Genomic DNA, 17,480 nt, shown 5'->3' with positions numbered 1-17,480 from the left:
GCGGATCAACGATGAGAGGAGGAGACGCGCAGATTCAGGTGGTTCGTTTCTCCGACACGAGCATAACGCACGTCTTTCGCAAGCGTATGGATCATGAACCAGCCAAATCCGCCCTCCGGTAGGGCTGTGACCTCAACGTCCACGCAGGGCGCACAACTGGCGGGGGCCTTGTTTTCCGGCATCGCCAGCCCGTCGTCGATGATCGCAAAGTGAAGACCGTCCCGGCGCCGCCAGCACCGGATCCGGATTTCTCCGGGTTTTTCGTCGGCATCGAAAGCATGCTCGACAATATTATTGAGCGCCTCGGCCAGCACCAGTTCGACAGTTCCCGCTTCGTCCGCGCTCAGCGCGAGCGGTTGCAGATTGCTCAGGACTTCACGCAAGGCATCCCGGACAGCAAGTGTCGCGCCTCCAATGCGCACGTCGAACGAGCCGGACTCCACCTGTTCAGTCATCACCGCGCCCTCCCGCCTGCGCGTTCACCCGCGCAGGGCTTTGAGCGCGTCGTCGACGGAGCCATAGAGACCGAAAACTGTATCCATGCGTGTCAGACGAAACACCTTGTCAACCGTTCCGGTAAGCCCCGCCAGAACCAGCGTTCTATCGGGCGCGAGGTTTTTCATCGCCGCGACAATCGCGCCAAGGCCACTCGAATCGATGAACGAAACGTGATCGAGATCGAGGACAACAGTGCGCGCAGGACCTTCTGTAAGTTCGCGCATCCGGTCCTTGAAAGCCAACGCGACGGCGGCGTCGATCCGCTGTTCCTGAACCGTGATCACCAGAATGTTCTCGTTGTTCGAACTGGTAAGGTCCATCCTTCTCTCCTGCAAAGATTGCGTGCGCCTCCTTGCTAGGGGTAAAAGCCTAAGATGGTGTAAGGATCACAAGGAGAATACCGAGATGCGCAAAGTGGTGATAGCAGGTGCGGCCCGGACGCCGATGGGCGGCTTTCAGGGCGCTTTCGACTCCGTCACGGCGGCGACATTGGGCGGCGCGGCGATTCGCGCCGCACTCGACGGTGCCGGTCCGGCGCAGGTGCAGGAAGTCTTGATGGGCTGTGTTCTGCCCGCGGGGCAGGGGCAGGCGCCAGCGAGACAAGCAGGCTTTGCCGCCGGTCTTGGAGAGGACGTCCCGGCGACCACCCTGAACAAGATGTGCGGATCGGGGATGAAGGCTGCTATGGTGGCGTTCGATCAGATCGCCTTGGGACACACGGACGTCATGGTCGCGGGCGGCATGGAATCAATGACGAACGCGCCGTACGTCCTGCCGAAAATGCGCGGTGGCGCGCGTTTGGGCCATGCGCAAGTGGTTGACCACATGTTCCTTGACGGTCTGGAAGACGCCTATGACAAGGGGCGCCTGATGGGGACTTTTGCCGAGGATTGCGCCGAAACCTATCAATTCACCCGCGAGCGTCAGGACGACTACGCGATCGCCTCGCTCACCCGTGCGCTGAACGCACAATCCAGCGGTGCATTCGAAGACGAAATCGCGCCGGTGGACGTCAAATCGCGCAAAGGGTCCGTGACCGTGAACGCCGACGAACAGCCCCAGACAGCCCGGCCGGACAAGATCCCACAACTCAAGCCCGCCTTTCGCGAAGGGGGTACCGTCACGGCGGCGAATTCATCGTCGATCTCGGACGGAGCCGCAGCGCTGGTGCTGGCATCGGAGGAGGCGGCAAAGACGCAGGGGCTGACCGTGCGCGCGCGTATCGTGGGGCATGCCACCCATGCGCAGGCCCCGGGGTTGTTCACGACGGCACCCGTGCCGGCGGCGCAAAAACTGCTCGACCGGATCGGCTGGGCGAAGGAAGACGTGGATTTGTGGGAAGTGAACGAAGCATTTGCGGTCGTTCCGCTGGCCTTCATGCACGAGATGGGTCTGAGCCATGACATCGTCAATGTGAACGGCGGCGCCTGCGCGCTGGGCCATCCCATCGGCGCATCTGGTGCGCGGATCATGGTCACGCTCTTGAACGCCTTGGAAAAACGGGGACTCAAGCGTGGTATTGCCGCGATTTGTATCGGCGGCGGCGAAGGCACGGCCATCGCGATCGAGCGGGTCTGAATCTCCGACATCCTGAACCGAAGCTGGACACTTCGGTTCAGTTATTTCCTGCCCCGACCGCCAAGCGGCCGGTGAATGACCTGGATAACAGAACAATCATGCCAGTCGAATATCCTACACTTGCCCGGACGCTGCGTTCTCTCACGGAAGGCGAACGCGATGCTGTCGCTCTGATGGCCACCGTTGTCTGCGAAGTGCATCACAGTGACGATCGCTTTGACTGGACCGGATTCTATCGGGTTACAGGACCCGAGATGCTCAAGATCGGTCCGTATCAAGGGGGACACGGCTGTTTGGTCATCCCGTTTTCGCGCGGGGTCTGCGGCAAGGCCGCGCGAACGAGACAGGTTCAGCTGGTGCCGGATGTTGAGACATTTGATGGTCATATCGCCTGCGCCAGCACGACACGGTCTGAACTGGTGCTGCCGGTGTTCGGTGCAGGCGGGCAGCTATTGGGCGTGTTCGACATCGACAGCAATAAGGCGGACGCGTTTACACAAGAGGACGCGCATGAGCTGGCAAAGATCCTGGAAGAAGTTTTCCTGACCGTGAAATAACTCTGGATTTTTTCACCACGCTCGACCAGCATTACTGCGAAGCTCAGCCCCGGTGGGGCCTTCGAATCAGCAGATCGGTCAATGACAATGCAGCATGCCACCCCCGATACGCCGCACACGCTGGGCGCTGATTTGCGCGCAATACGCAAGGCGCGGGGCGTGACGCTTGCGACCATGGCTCAAAGGTTGAGCCGCTCTGTCGGTTGGTTGAGCCAGGTCGAGCGCGACAAATCGGAACCGTCCATCACCGACCTGCGCCAAATTGCGTCATGTCTGGATGTGCCGGTTTCGATCCTGTTCCGGCACGCGGCTGCACCGGCAGCAGAGGCGGGATTTGTCGTGCGGGCCGACGCACGCAGGCCGATCGGATCATCGGCTGCGGGTCTGGTCGAAGAGTTGTTGTCCCCTGATCTGACGGACGACTTCGAAATGGTGCATTCGACCTTCTTGCCGCACAGCCGCATCAAGGATCTGGTCATACGTCCAACGCAAGAGGTCGGCTATCTTGTGTCTGGAAGACTTGAAATCGAAATTGCAGGGATCAGCCACAGCCTTGCACCCGGCGACAGCTTTCGAATCCGTGGCGAACCCTTCCGCTGGGCCAATCCGGCACCGGATCCGGCCGTGGCGATCTGGGTCATCGCCCCACCGGTGTATTAGGAGCGTGTGTGCATGAATTTCGAAGCATGGACCGTTTTCGCGCTTTTCTGGTTGGTGTTCGTCACCACTCCCGGACCGAACGCGGTAAACTGCATCAACAACGGGATGCGACTTGGTTTTCGGAGCGCGTTGGTGGGCGTATTGGCGATCCTCACGCAGGCGACGCTTTTCCTGATGCTGTCGGCACTGGGCATCACCGCGCTGATCGCCACCTCTCCGCTTGCTTTCACGGTCGCCAGGATTTTGGGCGCGGGGTTTCTGATCTACCTCGGCGTACGAGGCTGGATCATGGCCGCAAGGCCCGTAAGTCTGAACCAGCGACCGGCGTCTTCGGTGTACATTCGCGCATTCGCCATCGCGACCATCAACCCCAAAAGCGTCGCTGGCTACCTCGCCGCATTTTCGCAATTCGTGCAACCCGGTATCCCGATCTGGGGCCAGATGACGGTCATCGTACCGACGGCCCTGACACTCACTGCCCTCAGCTATACCGGTTTCACGGCCCTCGGCGCGGGGCTTGGCCGTGCGGCCTTGGGCGCGGTGTTCAACGTCTGGATGCGCCGCCTCATGGGGCTGTGCTTTGTCATTTACGGCGTTCTGCTGGGCGCCGCGTCTGTGCCGCAAAGGGGATAGAAATGTTGAACGGTTCTTGTTTGTGCGGAGCGATTACCTTCACAGTTGACGGAATGTCGCGCGATCCGGCGGCGTGCCATTGCACCCAATGCCGCAAGCAATCGGGCCATCATTGGGCCTCGGTGCAAGTCATGGACGACGCCCTTACGATCACCGGCACCCCGACCTGGTACGCCGCCAGCAACACGGCGAAGCGCGGGTTTTGTCCGACATGCGGCGCGTTCCTGTTCTGGAAGGGGTTGGACGACCCCGACACCGGTGTCGCGTTGGGCGCGGTAGACGGTCCCACGGGCCTGCGGCTAAAGCGGCATATCTTCACAGCCGAGAAGGGCGATTACTACGACATCACGGATAACGTGCCGCAAGAGGAGCTAGAAACATGAGCGATTTTCCATCTACCGCCCGTGTGGTCATCATCGGCGGCGGCGTCGTCGGGACTTCCGCGCTTTACCATCTGGCTAGGGCGGGCTGGACCGATTGCGTCTTGCTGGAAAAGAACGAGCTGACGGCAGGCTCCACTTGGCATGCAGCAGGCAATTGTCCTAACTTTTCAAGCTCATGGGCCGTTATGAACATGCAGCGTTACGGACTGGAGATGTACCGCACGCTTGCCGACGATGTCGATTATCCCATGAACTACCATGTCACCGGCTCCCTGCGGCTGGCCCATTCGCGCGAGCGGATGATGGAGTTCGAGCGGGTTGCGTCGATGGGTGCGTATCAAGGGCTCGACATGAAACTGATGACACATGCGGAGCTGCAGGAGGCACATCCCTTTCTGAAAACTCACGACCTTGAGGGGGGCCTGTGGGATCCGCTGGACGGTGACATCGACCCGGCACAACTGACGCAGGCACTGGCCAAGGGCGCGCGGGATGCCGGCGCGCGGATTGAGCGCTTCTGCCCCGCGACAGGTGTTGCCCGTGAGGGGGACGAATGGATCATCACAACGCCCAAGGGGACGATCCGCTGCGAATACGTTGTCAACTGCGCGGGATACTATGCGCAGCGCGTGGGCGAGATGTTCAAACCCTTCGGCGGGCGGACGGTTCCGATGGTGGTCATGTCGCATCAGTATTTCCTGACCGAGCCGATTGCGGAGTTGGAGACGTGGACCAGGCAGGTCGGGCACAAGCTCCCGATCGTGCGCGATGTCGACATCAGCTATTATTTGCGGCAAGACAAGCATGGCCTCAACCTCGGCCCGTACGAGCGCAACTGTCGCGCGCATTGGATCACCCCCGATGATCCGATGCCCGAGGATTTCTCCTTTCAACTGTATCCCGACGATCTGGAACGGCTGGAATTCTACATTGAGGATGCGATGGCGCGGGTGCCGATTTTGGGAACCGCAGGTGTGGGGCGGAATATCAACGGCCCGATCCCGTACGCGCCGGACGGATTGCCGATGATCGGCCCCATGCCCGGTGTGAAGAACGCGTTCGAGGGGCATAGTTTCACTTTCGGGATCGCGCAGGGCGGCGGCGCGGGAAAGGTGCTGTCTGAATGGATCATGCATGGCCGGACCGAGTTGGATATGTGGGCCGTCGACCCGCGCCGCTTTACCGGTTACGCCGATCAAGACTACTGCCTGAGCAAGGCGGTGGAGACGTATGGTCACGAATACGCGATGCATTTCCCGCATCACGCATGGCCCGCCGGGCGAAACAAAAAGCTGTCTCCGGTGCACGACAAGCTGTGCGAGTTGGGTGCCCAGATGGGGGCCTACAACGGCTGGGAGCGGGCAAACTGGTTCGCGCAAAGCGGCGACGACACCTCCGAAGCCGCGACGCAGACATGGGACCGAAACGGCCCGTGGTCCGCGCGCGTTCGGGAGGAGGTGCAAGCCGTGCGCGATGGTGTCGGCGTTCTCGACTTGCCCGGCTTCTCGCGCTTCAACCTATCCGGTGTCGGTGCGGCTGAATTCCTGCGCGGCAAGGTCGCCGGGGGTTTGCCGAAAGTCGGGCGCATGACGCTCGGCTATTTCCCCGATGATCGTGGCCGTGTATTGACCGAAATGTCGATTATGCGCCATGACGAGAATTTTTTTACGCTGATCACCGCCGCCGTTGCGCAATGGCATGACTTTGACGTGCTGAACGCAGACTTGCCGGACGGTATCAGCCTCGAAGACCACACCGATGGGTATTCGACGTTTATCGTGACCGGCCCGCACGCCCGTACGCTGTTCGAAAGCATCGGGACAGAGGCGGATCTGGCTGCCCCATGGCTGACCATCCAACCTGCCAGCGTAGCAGGTATCGACTGCGCCTTGGCACGGGTGTCCTTCGCCGGCGAGCTTGGGTGGGAAATCCACGCCGCGATTGCCGACATTCCTAGGCTATTCGACGCCGTATTAAGCGCGGGTGCGACGCCTTTTGGCATGTACGCGCTTAACTCCATGCGGATCGAAAAGGGATACCGGGCGTGGAAGGGCGATCTGTCGACCGATTACACCATGTTCGAGGCGGGTCTTGATCGTTGGGTCAAGCTCGACAAGGCACAGGATTTTCCGGGCAAGGCAGCCCTCGCCGATCAGAAAGCCAAAGGCGCGGAGAAACGTTTTGTCACCATGATCGTCGATGCGGGCGCTCAGGACGCCCCTTATATGTCCACAGTCTATCATGACGGCGTGGTCGTGGGTGAGACAACAAGCGGCGATTGGGGGTACCGTATCGACGCGTCCATCGCGCTGGGTTGTGTGCGTGAAGATCTGGCCGCGCCGGGAACCGAGTTGGAAATCAATATCTTCGGCCGTATGTGCAAGGCCACGGTCCAGGCGGATCAACCTCTTTGGGATCCGCGCAACGAAAGATTGAAAGCATGACAGAAATTACACTCCTCGACGGTTCCATCGGGCAGGAACTTGTGCACCGCGGCGGTGGCCCGGCGACCAGTCTATGGTCGACGCAAGTGATGATGGAGCGCCCTGAACTGGTGGAACAGCTTCATGCGGATTATTTCAACGCCGGAGCGACGGTTGCGACTGCGAATACCTATGCGGTTCACAAGAGCCGACTGGTGCGCGCCGGGCTGGAAGCCAAACAGGCTGAGTTGATCCGCACGGCGATAAAACTGGCTGCCAATGCGCGCGATCGCCACGGAACGGGTCGCGTCGCCGGTGCGCTGGGACCTTTCTTCGCCAGCTACCGGCCTGACCTGATGCCCGACGTGGAAGAAGCTGCGGAAGGGTTTGCGGAAAAGATCTCCCTGATGGGCCCGAAGGTCGACCTTTTGATCGCAGAGACGGTCTGTTCAATTCAGGAGGCCGAAGGCGTCTTTCAGGGCGTTCTCAAATCGGGGGCGGACAAACCGCTCTGGATCGCGTTTTCGGTTGACGACGCGGACGGTACGAAACTGCGCTCGGGCGAACCGCTTGACGTTGTTTTGCCGATGATTGCGCATTACAGGCCGGAGGCGGTCCTGCTCAACTGCTCTTCCCCCGAAGCGATTGGCCAAGGCCTGCCCGTGCTGGCCGAGTGCGGTGTGCCGTTCGGTGCCTATGCCAATGGGTTCACCATGATCACTGAAGCGTTCAAACAGGATGCGCCGACCGTCGATGCGCTTACCGCGCGAGATGATCTCACGCCCGGGGCCTATGCGGATCATGTAATGGCGTGGATTGGCGCCGGTGCCACGATTGTCGGCGGCTGCTGCGAAGTAGGACCCGCCCACATCGCTGAAATTGACCGCCGCCTGCGGGCTGGGGGCCACACCGTTGTCTAGGAAATCTACCCATGGCTGATGTCCCCTCCCACGCCCGCGTTGTCATCATCGGGGGCGGCGTCATCGGCAGCTCGGTCGCCTACCACCTGACACATCTGGGATGGAAAGACGTCGTGCTGCTTGAGCGGAAACAGCTGACGTCAGGCACCACATGGCATGCGGCAGGCCTGATCGCACAGCTGCGCGCCACTGCGAACATGACGAAGCTCGCTAAGTATTCACAAGAGCTATATGGCCGGCTCGAGGGGGAAACCGGCGTCGCGACCGGGTTCAAACGCTGCGGGTCGATCACCGTCGCGCTGACGGATGAGCGGCGCGAGGAGATATTCCGGCAGGCCGCCATGGCGCGCGCATTCGGCGTGGACATCGAAGAGATATCTCCGGCCGAGGTCAAAGACCGCTACGCGAATCTCAACATCGAAGGGGTGACTGGTGGTGTCTATCTTGAGAAGGACGGGCAGGGCGACCCGGCGAACATCGCGCTTGCGTTGGCCAAGGGCGCGCGCCAGGGCGGCGCGCAGATCATTGAGCGGACCTGTGTGACCGGCATTTCCCGAACGGGACGCAAAGTGACCGGCCTCGACTGGGCGCAAGGGGAAGAAAGCGGCCATATCGCCGCCGACATGATCGTGAACTGCGCGGGCATGTGGGGGCACGAGGTGGGCCGTATGGCGGGCGTCAACGTGCCACTCCACGCGTGTGAGCATTTCTACATCGTCTCGGAGGCCATTCCCGGCCTGACACAGATGCCGGTGCTGCGGGTGCCCGATGAATGCGCTTATTACAAGGAGGATGCGGGCAAGATGTTGCTCGGCGCGTTCGAGCCACTGGCAAAACCCTGGGCAATGAACGGAATCCCGAAAGACTTTGAGTTTGACCAGTTGCCGGAGGATTTCGATCATTTCGAACCGATCCTCGAAGCCGCCGTCGCGCGGATGCCGATGCTGGAGAAGGCGGGCATCCACACATTTTTCAACGGCCCGGAATCCTTCACGCCCGATGACGCCTACCACCTTGGCCTCGCGCCCGAGATGGACAACGTCTGGGTCGCGGCAGGGTTCAACTCCATCGGCATCCAGTCGGCTGGTGGCGCGGGCATGGCCCTGGCGCAGTGGATGGACGAGGGGCAGAAGCCCTTTGATCTGGGGGATGTGGACATCAGCCGAATGCAGCCGTTTCAGGGCAACAAAACCTTTCTCTTCGAACGATCGAAAGAGACGCTTGGACTGCTCTATGCCGATCACTTCCCGTTCCGGCAGAAAGCCACGGCGCGCGGTATCAGGCGCACCCCGTTTCACCGGCATTTGTTGGAACGGGGCGCCGTGATGGGGGAAATCGCGGGGTGGGAGCGCGCTAACTGGTTTGCCCGTGACGGCCAAAAACCGGACTACGTCTATTCCTGGCAGCGGCAAAACTTCTTTGACAACGTCGCAGATGAACACAGGGCCGTACGGCAGAACGTGGGCATGTACGATATGTCGTCTTTTGGCAAGATCCGGGTCGAAGGACGCGATTCAGAGCGGTTTCTCAACTATGTGGGCGGCGGTGATTTTTCGGTCCCGGTGGGCAAGATTGTCTATACCCAGTTTCTCAACATGCGCGGCGGGATCGAGGCGGACGTGACCGTGACCCGCCTGTCAGAACAGGCCTATCTGGTGGTGACGCCGGCCGCGACGCGGTGGGCGGATGAGACATGGATGCGCCGCCATGCGGGCGATTTCAACGTCGTTATTACGGATGTGACGGCGGGCGAAGGGGTGCTTGCCGTGATGGGGCCGCGTGCGCGGGACCTGATGCAGGCGGTGTCGCCCGCCAATTTCTCGAACGCGGTCAATCCCTTTGGTACGGCGCAGGAAATAGACATCGGCATGGGACACGCGCGTGTGCACCGCGTGTCTTATGTCGGCGAGCTGGGATGGGAGATCTATATCAGCGCCGACCAGTGCGCCCATGTGTTCGAGGTGCTTGCGAAGGCCGGAGAAGACTTTGATCTGAAGCTGTGCGGGATGCACATGATGGACAGTTGCCGGATCGAAAAGGGTTTTCGCCATTTCGGGCATGACATTACATCCGAGGATCACGTCCTTGAGGCGGGTCTTGGGTTCGCCGTGAAGACGGCGAAACCCGGCTTTATCGGACGCGATGCGGTGCTCCGCAAGAAAGAGGCGGGACTGAACGCACGGATGGTTCAGTTCCGGCTGACCGACCCCGCGCCGTTGCTTTATCACAACGAGCCAATCGTCCGCGACGGGGAGATCGTCGGATACCTGTCATCGGGTGCCTACGGGCACCATCTGGGCGCTGCGATCGGGCTGGGCTATGTCCCCTGCCGAGGCGAGGTTGCAAGGGACGTGTTGGGCTCGTCCTACGAGATCGATGTGATGGGAACGCGCGTCAGGGCCGAGGCGTCATTGAAGCCGATGTACGATCCGACCTCCGAGCGGGTGAAGGTGTAACGGGTACAATCTAGTGCTTTCGGAACGCCCAAACTTGGCCTAGGCCTGAGCGCGACAGGAGCTTTCGACATGCGCAATCCCAACACGACTCTGCCGACACAGGATCAGGACACGCCGCGTGGGCTTTTCTTTGCGACAGGCGCCTATTTCATGTGGGGGTTCCTGCCGCTTTACATGAAAATGTTGAGCCACATACCCGCTGCCGAAGTAGTGGCACACCGGATCATCTGGTCGGTGCCGGTGGCGGCGCTGGTGCTTATATCGCTCAAGCGGACACAGGATCTGCGCGACGCACTGCGCAACCCGCGCATGATGATCATGGGCTGCGTCACGGCCGCGCTGATATCGGTCAATTGGGGTATCTACGTGTATGCCATCGCATCGGGGCACGCGCTGGATGCCGCCATAGGATACTACATCAACCCGCTGTTCAGCGTATTTCTGGCTGCTGTGCTGTTGGGCGAGCGTTTGAGCCGCGCGCAAATGATCGCTGTGGGCATCGCGGGCGTGGCTGTTCTTGTGCTTGTGTTCGATACCGATAGAACGCCGTGGGCGGCCTTTGGCCTGATGCTCAGCTGGGGCTTTTATGCGCTTGCCAAGAAAAGCCTGCCCATCGGCCCTAACCAGGGCTTCCTGCTGGAAGTGTTGATCCTTCTTCTGCCTGCGCTGGGCTATACCGCTTACCTTGCGACGGTTGGTGGTGCGCATTTCGCAGTCGGAAGCGCGCGCGATACATGGCTTTTGGTCGGGTGCGGGATCGTTACTGCGGTGCCGCTGTTGTTCTACGCCAACGGGGCCAAGCTGTTGCGGCTCTCGACGATCGGCGTGTTGCAGTACATTGCGCCGACGATGATTTTTCTCACCGCCGTGTTCATATTCGGCGAGCCGTTCGGCCGCGCCCGCATGATCGCGTTCCCGCTGATCTGGTTGGCGCTGGTGATCTATACCACGTCGATGGTCCGGCAGATGCGCACGGCCCGCCTAGCTTAGCGCGCTCTTATGCTTGAGGAATGACGGGTCCTTGGCGACGCGTTCATTCATCGCGGCGCGCAGCGCGCCGATGGTTTTGTATGGGCGCATCACCACTTCCATCGCAGCGATCAGCCCGTCATCGTCCAGCGTCATCAGATCGACGCCGACACAGTCCAGCCCGTCCACCTTGCACTGAAACTCAAGCGCCCAATCGCGACCCTCGCCCATCACGCGCCGATACTCGAAGTCGGTAAAAACCTCGTTCACATGACCAAGAACCGCCGCGACGGCATCGCGCCCGTTCCAAGTGGCCCAATAGGTCGGCGGCTGAAAGCGTATATTCTCTGCCATCAGCGCGCCAACGCTGTCGTGCTCATTGGCCAGAACGGAATCGTGAAATTTCTGTATTGTCGGATGCATGCGCGCTCTCCTCCTGCTGTTTGCCAAGCGTGTCACAGGATGGGTTGAAAACCTACCGTACAAATGGGACTGAGACGCGCATGGACGCAACGTATACGCCGCCGCAGGACCCTCTGGTGATCCTGCACGAAGACACGCAGGTTCTGCTGGTGGACAAGCCCGCCGGTTTGCTGTCGGTCCCCGGCAAGGGGCCCCATCTGGCCGATTGTCTGCTGGCGCGGGTGCAGGCCGCGTTCCCCGACGCGCTGTTGGTGCACCGGCTGGACCGGGACACATCCGGCGTGATGATCTTCGCGCTCACGCCCTACGCGCAACGGCACCTGGGCCTACAGTTCGAAAAACGCATGACCAAGAAGACATATGTGGCGCGTGTCTGGGGTGTGCCGGCGGCGAAGACCGGCATCGTCGATCTGCCCCTTATCGTGGATTGGCCGAACCGCCCGTTGCAGATGGTATGTCAAAAGACGGGCAAACCGGCGCAAACCGATTGGCGGGTGATCAAGAACGAAGGCGATACTGCGCGCGTTCGCCTGACCCCTCACACCGGGCGCAGCCACCAATTGCGGGTCCATATGCTGAGTCTCGGCCACCCGATCTTGGGTGATCCTTTCTACGCCACCGGTCCGGCGCGCGAATTTCCGCGCCTCATGCTGCATTCCGAAGAGTTGCGTTTCAATCACCCCGAAGGCGGCCGTTCGACCAAGGTGCGCAGTGCCGCACCGTTCTGAGACCGCCTGCGCATGAAAAAGGGGGCCGCCCCAAAGCAGCCCCCCGTTAGCACCGTTAGCAAAGTTATTCGGCAGCCCAACCGGACACGGCTTTGACTTCGAGGAACTCTTCCAGCCCATAGACACCGCCCTCGCGGCCATTACCCGACTGCTTGTAGCCTCCGAATGGCGAGCCTTGTGCAAACCCTTTGCCGTTGGTTTCTACCATGCCCGAGCGCAACCGCCGTGCCACGCGGCGGCGTTTTTCATCGTCTTGGGTCTGGACGTAATTGGTCAGGCCGTAAGGCGTGTCGTTCGCAATCGCGATGGCTTCTTCTTCGGTGTCGAAGGGGATGATCGACAGGACCGGACCAAACACCTCGGTCTGTGCGATCGCCATGTCGTTTGTCACGTCTGCGAAAACCGTCGGTTTGACGAAATAGCCGCGGTTCAACCCGTCCGGGCGGCCAAGGCCACCTGCGGTCATCCGCGCCTCTTCCATGCCTTTTTCGATCAGGCCCTGGATTTTGTCGAACTGCGCTTCGGACACGACGGGGCCGATGTGGCGACCGTCATCGGAGGCGGGTCCGACACGGGTGTTTTCGGCCACTTCGGTTGCTGTCGCCACAGCATCGTCATAGCGCGACTTGTGTACCAGCATCCGGGTGGGTGCGTTGCACGATTGTCCGGAGTTGTTGAAGCAATGCATCGCGCCGCGCTTGGCTGCTTTCTCGTCGGCGTCTTCAAAGATGATGTTCGCACCCTTGCCGCCCAATTCGAGGCTGACCCGCTTGAGCGTATCCGCCGCCGCCTTGGAGATCGCAATACCCGCACGGGTCGAGCCGGTAAAGCTGACCATATCCACATCGGGATGCGCGCTCAACTGACTGCCGACGCCCGATCCGTCGCCGTTCACAAGGTTGAAAACGCCTTTTGGAAAACCTGCCTCATGCACGAATTCCGCGAAAAGCAAACCGGACAGGGGCGCGATTTCGGAGGGTTTCAGAACCATCGTACAGCCCGTGGCCATTGCAGGGATCGCCTTGAGCATGATCTGGTTCATAGGCCAGTTCCACGGCGTGATCAGGGCACAGACACCAATGGGCTCAAGAAGTGTTTTCTCTGTCGCGGTGAAATCACGTTCGAACGAGAAATCCTCGAATGTTTTAAGAAAGCCCTGGATATGCCAGCTGCCCGCACCGACCTGCGAAGAGCGGCTCAGGTTGATCGGCGCACCCATTTCCATGGACATCGCCTGCGCCATTTCCTCTTTGCGGGCCTCGTAGATCTCGGCAAGTTTGCGGATCAGCGCGGCGCGCTCTTCTTTCGGAGTCTGCGACCAATCGTCGAACGCGGCGCGCGCTGCGGCGACGGCGGCATCTGTATCCGCTTGCCCCCCCAGCGAGATCACCGCACACTGCTCTTCGGTGGACGGGTCGATCACGGCAAAATCATTTGCGGTGGCGGGCGCGACCCATTCACCGTTGATATAGAACTCTCGTTTCTCCAGCATGGTGATGCTCCTTGTTTGAGATTTGCGTCACTTTGTCATTGTGCCGTGGCTGCCGCAAGGTGGGGGATGTATTCGGGGGTATGCATGTATATGTAACTGACGTTGCATCAACGAAGGAGACCAAAATGGCTTTGCGAATTAACGATACGATCCCTGATCTGACCGTCAACACCGATCAGGGCGAGTTGAGCCTGCATGACTGGATCGGTGATAGCTGGGCTATCCTGTTCTCGCATCCGAAAGACTTTACCCCCGTCTGCACGACCGAATTCGGCGCCGTCGCACAGCTTTCGGATGAGTGGGAAAAGCGCGGAACCAAGGTTATGGGTATTTCCGTCGACAGTGCCGAAGAGCACAAGAAGTGGAAGAACGACATCGAAAGCGTCGCCAATGCAAAGGCGGGGTTTCCAATCATCGCCGATGAGGATCTCAAGGTGTCCAAAGCCTTCGATATGCTGCCGGCCGAGGCGTACCTGCCCGACGGCCGCACCCCGAACGATTCCGCTACGGTGCGTGCCGTTTTCATCATAGGACCGGACAAGCAGCTCAAGCTTTCGATGGTCTACCCGATGAACGTAGGGCGCAACTTTGCCGAGGTGCTGCGCGCGCTTGACGGATTGCAGACAGCGAACGGAAAGGGTGTGGCGACGCCTGCGAACTGGAACGTCGGTGATGACGTCATTATTCCGACCTCCGTTTCCGATGCGGATGCCAAGTCGAAATTCGGCGATTATAAAACTGTATTGCCGTACTTGCGCACGGCGCAGCTCCCAGACTGACCGCGCAATTCCGTGGTCTATGCAAAACGAAAGCCGGCCCTGCCTACAGCAGCGCCGGCTTTTAACCTTCGCCGCTTTGAACCATTGGATCCCGGTAGCGGCCTTGTAGAGTGTTATTAATGCAGGACGACCCGTGTGCCGTTCGGTACGCGGTTGTAAAGGTCGACGACATGTTCGTTTACCATGCGCACACATCCATTTGATACCCGAGTACCGACGCTTTGCGGATTGGGCGTTCCGTGAATCCGCAGCAGGCTGTCGCGGTTGCCGGAATACAGATAAAGCGCGCGCGCTCCGAGAGGATTGCGTCCTCCACCCGCCATCCCATTCGCATGTTGCGCATACAGGTTTGGTTCGCGGCGGATCATCGCCTTGGTCGGTGTCCAGCTGGGCCATTCTGCCTTGCGCCGGACCCGGAAAGTTCCCGACTGATACCGACCCTCAGAACCGATCCCAACGGCATATCGAATGGCCTTGTTGTCCGGAAGTGTCCAGTAAAGTGCGAACTGGCCCGGATCGACATGAATTTCGTTGGGTTGAAAAGAGGCCCTGATGTCGACAATACGCGGGCGGAACCTTTCTGGGACCTGATATGGCTGACTTGCCGCGAAAGCGGGGCCAGCGAAAAATGCTGCGGCGCCTGAAATCATCAGGCTTCGGCGGTCGAGTAACGACATGGCAGTGTCTCCGGATGTAGCGATTCTTGGATCAACGTCTAAACTACCGAAAAAGTTGCATAACTGTGAGTCCGTTTTCCGGATGCGGCGCGAACGGCAATGCATAGAACACGAAAAAGGCCCCCGCGTTTCCGCGGGGGCCCAACCGTTTCAAGATGTCGAAGGGTTACTCTTCGGCTTCTTCCTTCTTGATTTCTTCGCCGGTCTCCTGATCGACGACTTTCATCGACAGGCGCACCTTACCGCGATCATCAAAGCCCAGCAGCTTCACTTTCACTTCCTGACCCTCCTTCAGAACGTCCGAAGGATGGTTCAGGCGCCGGTTCTCGATCTGGGAAACGTGTACCAGGCCGTCGCGCTTGCCAAAGAAGTTCACGAACGCACCGAAATCGACGATTTTCACCACGGTCCCGGTGTAGACAGCGCCTTCTTCAGGTTCCGCTACGATGGAGTGGATCATGTCGTACGCCTTCTTGATCGCGTCGCCGTTCGGGCTTGCGATCTTGATGATGCCTTCGTCGTTGATGTCGACTTTCGCTCCTGACACTTCCACAATCTCGCGGATGACCTTGCCGCCCGAACCGATGACCTCACGGATTTTGTCCGTCGGGATCTGCATCGTTTCGATGCGCGGGGCGTGTACGGAAAATTCAGCTGCACCTGAGATGGCTTTGCCCATCTCGCCAAGAATATGCAGACGACCCGCCTTGGCCTGCGCCAACGCTTTTTCCATGATCTCGGGCGTAATGCCTGCGATCTTGATATCCATCTGCAAGCTCGTGATACCCGCTTCAGTGCCCGCGACCTTGAAGTCCATGTCGCCGAGGTGGTCTTCGTCACCCAGGATGTCCGACAGGATCGCGTAGGATCCATCGTCTTCGAGGATCAGACCCATCGCCACACCGGCCACGGCCGATTTCAGCGGAACGCCCGCGTCCATCATCGACAGGGAGCCACCGCAGACCGATGCCATCGAGGACGAGCCGTTCGATTCCGTAATCTCGGACACGACGCGGATGGTATAGGGGAAATCCGTCGAGGCAGGCAGAACCGCTTGCAACGCACGCCATGCCAGCTTGCCGTGACCGATCTCGCGACGGCCCGGAGGGCCCACGCGACCAACTTCGCCGACCGAGTAGGGCGGGAAGTTGTAGTGCAGCAGGAAGTTGGATTTGAAGTTGCCGTGCAGCGCGTCGATGAACTGTTCGTCATCGCCGGTGCCCAGCGTGGTCACGACCAGGCCTTGCGTCTCGCCGCGCGTGAACAGGGCGGAGCCGTGTGTGCGTGGAAGGATGCCCGTCTGGCTGACGATATCGCGAATCTCGTCAGTCTTGCGACCGTCAATACGCTTGCCTGTCTTGACGACATCACCGCGCAGGATCGACGCCTCGAGCTTTTTCATGGCCGAACCAAGGTTGCCGTCGCCCAGCTGCTCTTCGCTCAGCTTGCCTTTGATCGTCTCGCGCGCGGCAGAAACGGCTGCCGTGCGTTCTTGCTTGTCGGCAATCGCGAATGCCTTGCGCATTTCGTCCTCACCGGCGGCTTTCACGGCCTCGTAGAGATCGGAATAATCGACGGGCTGGAAGTCGAACGGCTCTTTCGCGGCGTCTTCGGCCAGATCAATGATCAGGTCGATGACCGGCTGGATCTGCTCGTGGGCATATTTCACCGCGCCCAGCATTTCCTCTTCCGACAGCTCGTAGGCTTCGGATTCGACCATCATCACGGCGTCCTTGGTGCCAGCGACAACCAGATCGAGGCGCTGTTCGGGGTTCAGGCGCAGGTCCTGCATGTCGTCCACTGTCGGGTTCAGGATATAATCGCCATCCTCGAAACCGACGCGGCACGCGGCGATGGGGCCCATGAACGGTGCCCCGGAAATTGTCAGCGCAGCCGAGGCGGCAATCATCGCGACCATATCGGGATCGTTGACCAGATCGTGGGACAGAACCGTACACATCACCAGCACTTCGTTCTTGAAGCCGGGGACGAACAGCGGGCGGATCGGGCGGTCGATCAAGCGGCTTGTCAGCGTCTCTTTCTCAGTGGGACGCGCTTCGCGCTTGAAAAAGCCACCGGGGATTTTGCCGGCGGCATAATATTTCTCGTTGTAGTGCACGGTCAGTGGAAAGAAGTCCTGACCGGGCTTCTGCTGGCGTGCGAATGTGACGTTGGCCATGACGGAGGTTTCGCCGTAGGTGGCAATCACCGAGCCGTCGGCCTGACGGGCCACTTTACCAGTTTCCAGCGTAAGGGTCTCTTCGCCCCACTGGATAGATTTCTTCACTTCGTTAAACATCATCG

The 17,480-nt window shown here is 60.0% G+C and carries 17 protein-coding genes; 11 read left to right on the top strand and 6 right to left on the bottom strand.

The window, feature by feature from the left end; genetic code table 11:
- Positions 1–5 precede the first annotated feature (5 nt).
- Together Q1A06_RS09740 and Q1A06_RS09735 are read right to left on the bottom strand one after the other, a co-directional pair.
- Positions 6–455 (bottom strand): ATP-binding protein, encoded by a 450-nt coding sequence (locus Q1A06_RS09740; protein ID WP_299562318.1) that lies wholly within the window; start codon positions 453–455, stop codon positions 6–8.
- Positions 456–479: 24 nt separating this feature from the next.
- Positions 480–818, bottom strand: coding sequence for an STAS domain-containing protein (locus Q1A06_RS09735; RefSeq protein WP_299562315.1), 339 nt, complete (start codon positions 816–818; stop codon positions 480–482).
- Between the two features lie 85 nt (positions 819–903).
- On the opposite strand from Q1A06_RS09735, the gene Q1A06_RS09730 reads away from it, so the two are divergent.
- From Q1A06_RS09730 to rarD, 9 genes are all read left to right on the top strand, one after another.
- A complete protein-coding gene (locus tag Q1A06_RS09730; RefSeq protein WP_299562312.1) occupies positions 904–2,076 on the top strand; it encodes an acetyl-CoA C-acyltransferase in 1,173 nt (390 codons plus the stop codon).
- Positions 2,077–2,174: 98 nt separating this feature from the next.
- Complete coding sequence (locus tag Q1A06_RS09725) at positions 2,175–2,633, top strand: GAF domain-containing protein (RefSeq protein ID WP_299562309.1); 459 nt, start codon at positions 2,175–2,177, stop codon at positions 2,631–2,633.
- An 87-nt stretch (positions 2,634–2,720) separates the two neighbouring features.
- On the top strand, positions 2,721–3,293 hold the full coding sequence (locus Q1A06_RS09720; RefSeq protein ID WP_299563270.1) for an XRE family transcriptional regulator: 573 nt from the start codon (positions 2,721–2,723) through the stop codon (positions 3,291–3,293).
- 12 nt (positions 3,294–3,305) lie between these two features.
- Positions 3,306–3,926, top strand: coding sequence for a LysE family transporter (locus Q1A06_RS09715; protein WP_299562306.1), 621 nt, complete (start codon positions 3,306–3,308; stop codon positions 3,924–3,926).
- A 2-nt stretch (positions 3,927–3,928) separates the two neighbouring features.
- On the top strand, positions 3,929–4,309 hold the full coding sequence (locus Q1A06_RS09710) for a GFA family protein (protein ID WP_299562303.1): 381 nt from the start codon (positions 3,929–3,931) through the stop codon (positions 4,307–4,309).
- Positions 4,306–6,753 carry an FAD-dependent oxidoreductase gene (locus tag Q1A06_RS09705; protein WP_299562300.1) on the top strand — a complete coding sequence of 816 codons (2,448 nt, stop codon included), beginning with the start codon at positions 4,306–4,308 and terminating at the stop codon, positions 6,751–6,753. The genes Q1A06_RS09710 and Q1A06_RS09705 overlap by 4 nt, the downstream gene beginning before the upstream one ends.
- A complete protein-coding gene (locus Q1A06_RS09700; RefSeq protein WP_299562297.1) occupies positions 6,750–7,652 on the top strand; it encodes a homocysteine S-methyltransferase family protein in 903 nt (300 codons plus the stop codon). Before Q1A06_RS09705 ends, Q1A06_RS09700 begins: the two co-directional genes overlap by 4 nt.
- An 11-nt stretch (positions 7,653–7,663) precedes the next feature.
- Entirely contained in the window at positions 7,664–10,108 is a 2,445-nt protein-coding gene (locus tag Q1A06_RS09695) for an FAD-dependent oxidoreductase (RefSeq protein WP_299562293.1), read from the top strand.
- Positions 10,109–10,177: 69 nt separating this feature from the next.
- Entirely contained in the window at positions 10,178–11,098 is a 921-nt protein-coding gene (rarD, locus tag Q1A06_RS09690; RefSeq protein WP_299562290.1) for an EamA family transporter RarD, read from the top strand.
- Here rarD and Q1A06_RS09685 read toward each other — a convergent pair.
- The gene (locus Q1A06_RS09685) at positions 11,090–11,500 is read right to left on the bottom strand and encodes a nuclear transport factor 2 family protein (RefSeq protein WP_299562287.1); all 411 of its coding nucleotides are present in this window, start codon (positions 11,498–11,500) and stop codon (positions 11,090–11,092) included. The two genes, rarD and Q1A06_RS09685, sit on opposite strands and share 9 nt — an antisense overlap.
- An 80-nt stretch (positions 11,501–11,580) precedes the next feature.
- Between Q1A06_RS09685 and Q1A06_RS09680 the strand changes: the two genes are divergently transcribed.
- Positions 11,581–12,228 carry an RluA family pseudouridine synthase gene (locus Q1A06_RS09680; RefSeq protein ID WP_299562284.1) on the top strand — a complete coding sequence of 216 codons (648 nt, stop codon included), beginning with the start codon at positions 11,581–11,583 and terminating at the stop codon, positions 12,226–12,228.
- Between the two features lie 64 nt (positions 12,229–12,292).
- Here the strand turns inward: Q1A06_RS09680 and Q1A06_RS09675 are convergent, their stop codons facing one another.
- Complete coding sequence (locus Q1A06_RS09675; protein ID WP_299562281.1) at positions 12,293–13,720, bottom strand: aldehyde dehydrogenase family protein; 1,428 nt, start codon at positions 13,718–13,720, stop codon at positions 12,293–12,295.
- A 125-nt stretch (positions 13,721–13,845) separates the two neighbouring features.
- On the opposite strand from Q1A06_RS09675, the gene Q1A06_RS09670 reads away from it, so the two are divergent.
- Positions 13,846–14,499 (top strand): peroxiredoxin, encoded by a 654-nt coding sequence (locus Q1A06_RS09670; RefSeq protein WP_299562278.1) that lies wholly within the window; start codon positions 13,846–13,848, stop codon positions 14,497–14,499.
- 116 nt (positions 14,500–14,615) lie between these two features.
- On the opposite strand, the gene Q1A06_RS09665 is transcribed toward Q1A06_RS09670, so the two are convergent.
- The gene (locus Q1A06_RS09665; protein ID WP_299562276.1) at positions 14,616–15,176 is read right to left on the bottom strand and encodes a L,D-transpeptidase; all 561 of its coding nucleotides are present in this window, start codon (positions 15,174–15,176) and stop codon (positions 14,616–14,618) included.
- Between the two features lie 166 nt (positions 15,177–15,342).
- On the bottom strand, positions 15,343–17,475 hold the full coding sequence (gene pnp / locus Q1A06_RS09660) for a polyribonucleotide nucleotidyltransferase (protein WP_299563268.1): 2,133 nt from the start codon (positions 17,473–17,475) through the stop codon (positions 15,343–15,345).
- Positions 17,476–17,480 lie beyond the last annotated feature (5 nt).

The organism is uncultured Sulfitobacter sp., assembly GCF_947497275.1.
Taxonomy (GTDB): Bacteria; Pseudomonadota; Alphaproteobacteria; order Rhodobacterales; family Rhodobacteraceae; genus Sulfitobacter.
This window is presented reverse-complemented; position numbering and strand designations above follow the sequence as displayed.

Coding starts and splice junctions, on each gene's coding strand:
- Q1A06_RS09735 (WP_299562315.1), bottom strand. CDS start 818: ATGGACCTTACCAGTTCGAACAACGAGAACATTCTGGTGATCACGGTT.
- Q1A06_RS09720 (WP_299563270.1), top strand. CDS start 2,721: ATGCAGCATGCCACCCCCGATACGCCGCACACGCTGGGCGCTGATTTG.
- Q1A06_RS09705 (WP_299562300.1), top strand. CDS start 4,306: ATGAGCGATTTTCCATCTACCGCCCGTGTGGTCATCATCGGCGGCGGC.
- Q1A06_RS09670 (WP_299562278.1), top strand. CDS start 13,846: ATGGCTTTGCGAATTAACGATACGATCCCTGATCTGACCGTCAACACC.
- pnp (WP_299563268.1), bottom strand. CDS start 17,475: ATGTTTAACGAAGTGAAGAAATCTATCCAGTGGGGCGAAGAGACCCTT.
- rarD (WP_299562290.1), top strand. CDS start 10,178: ATGCGCAATCCCAACACGACTCTGCCGACACAGGATCAGGACACGCCG.
- Q1A06_RS09725 (WP_299562309.1), top strand. CDS start 2,175: ATGCCAGTCGAATATCCTACACTTGCCCGGACGCTGCGTTCTCTCACG.
- Q1A06_RS09685 (WP_299562287.1), bottom strand. CDS start 11,500: ATGCATCCGACAATACAGAAATTTCACGATTCCGTTCTGGCCAATGAG.
- Q1A06_RS09680 (WP_299562284.1), top strand. CDS start 11,581: ATGGACGCAACGTATACGCCGCCGCAGGACCCTCTGGTGATCCTGCAC.
- Q1A06_RS09665 (WP_299562276.1), bottom strand. CDS start 15,176: ATGTCGTTACTCGACCGCCGAAGCCTGATGATTTCAGGCGCCGCAGCA.
- Q1A06_RS09715 (WP_299562306.1), top strand. CDS start 3,306: ATGAATTTCGAAGCATGGACCGTTTTCGCGCTTTTCTGGTTGGTGTTC.
- Q1A06_RS09730 (WP_299562312.1), top strand. CDS start 904: ATGCGCAAAGTGGTGATAGCAGGTGCGGCCCGGACGCCGATGGGCGGC.
- Q1A06_RS09695 (WP_299562293.1), top strand. CDS start 7,664: ATGGCTGATGTCCCCTCCCACGCCCGCGTTGTCATCATCGGGGGCGGC.
- Q1A06_RS09710 (WP_299562303.1), top strand. CDS start 3,929: ATGTTGAACGGTTCTTGTTTGTGCGGAGCGATTACCTTCACAGTTGAC.
- Q1A06_RS09700 (WP_299562297.1), top strand. CDS start 6,750: ATGACAGAAATTACACTCCTCGACGGTTCCATCGGGCAGGAACTTGTG.
- Q1A06_RS09675 (WP_299562281.1), bottom strand. CDS start 13,720: ATGCTGGAGAAACGAGAGTTCTATATCAACGGTGAATGGGTCGCGCCC.
- Q1A06_RS09740 (WP_299562318.1), bottom strand. CDS start 455: ATGACTGAACAGGTGGAGTCCGGCTCGTTCGACGTGCGCATTGGAGGC.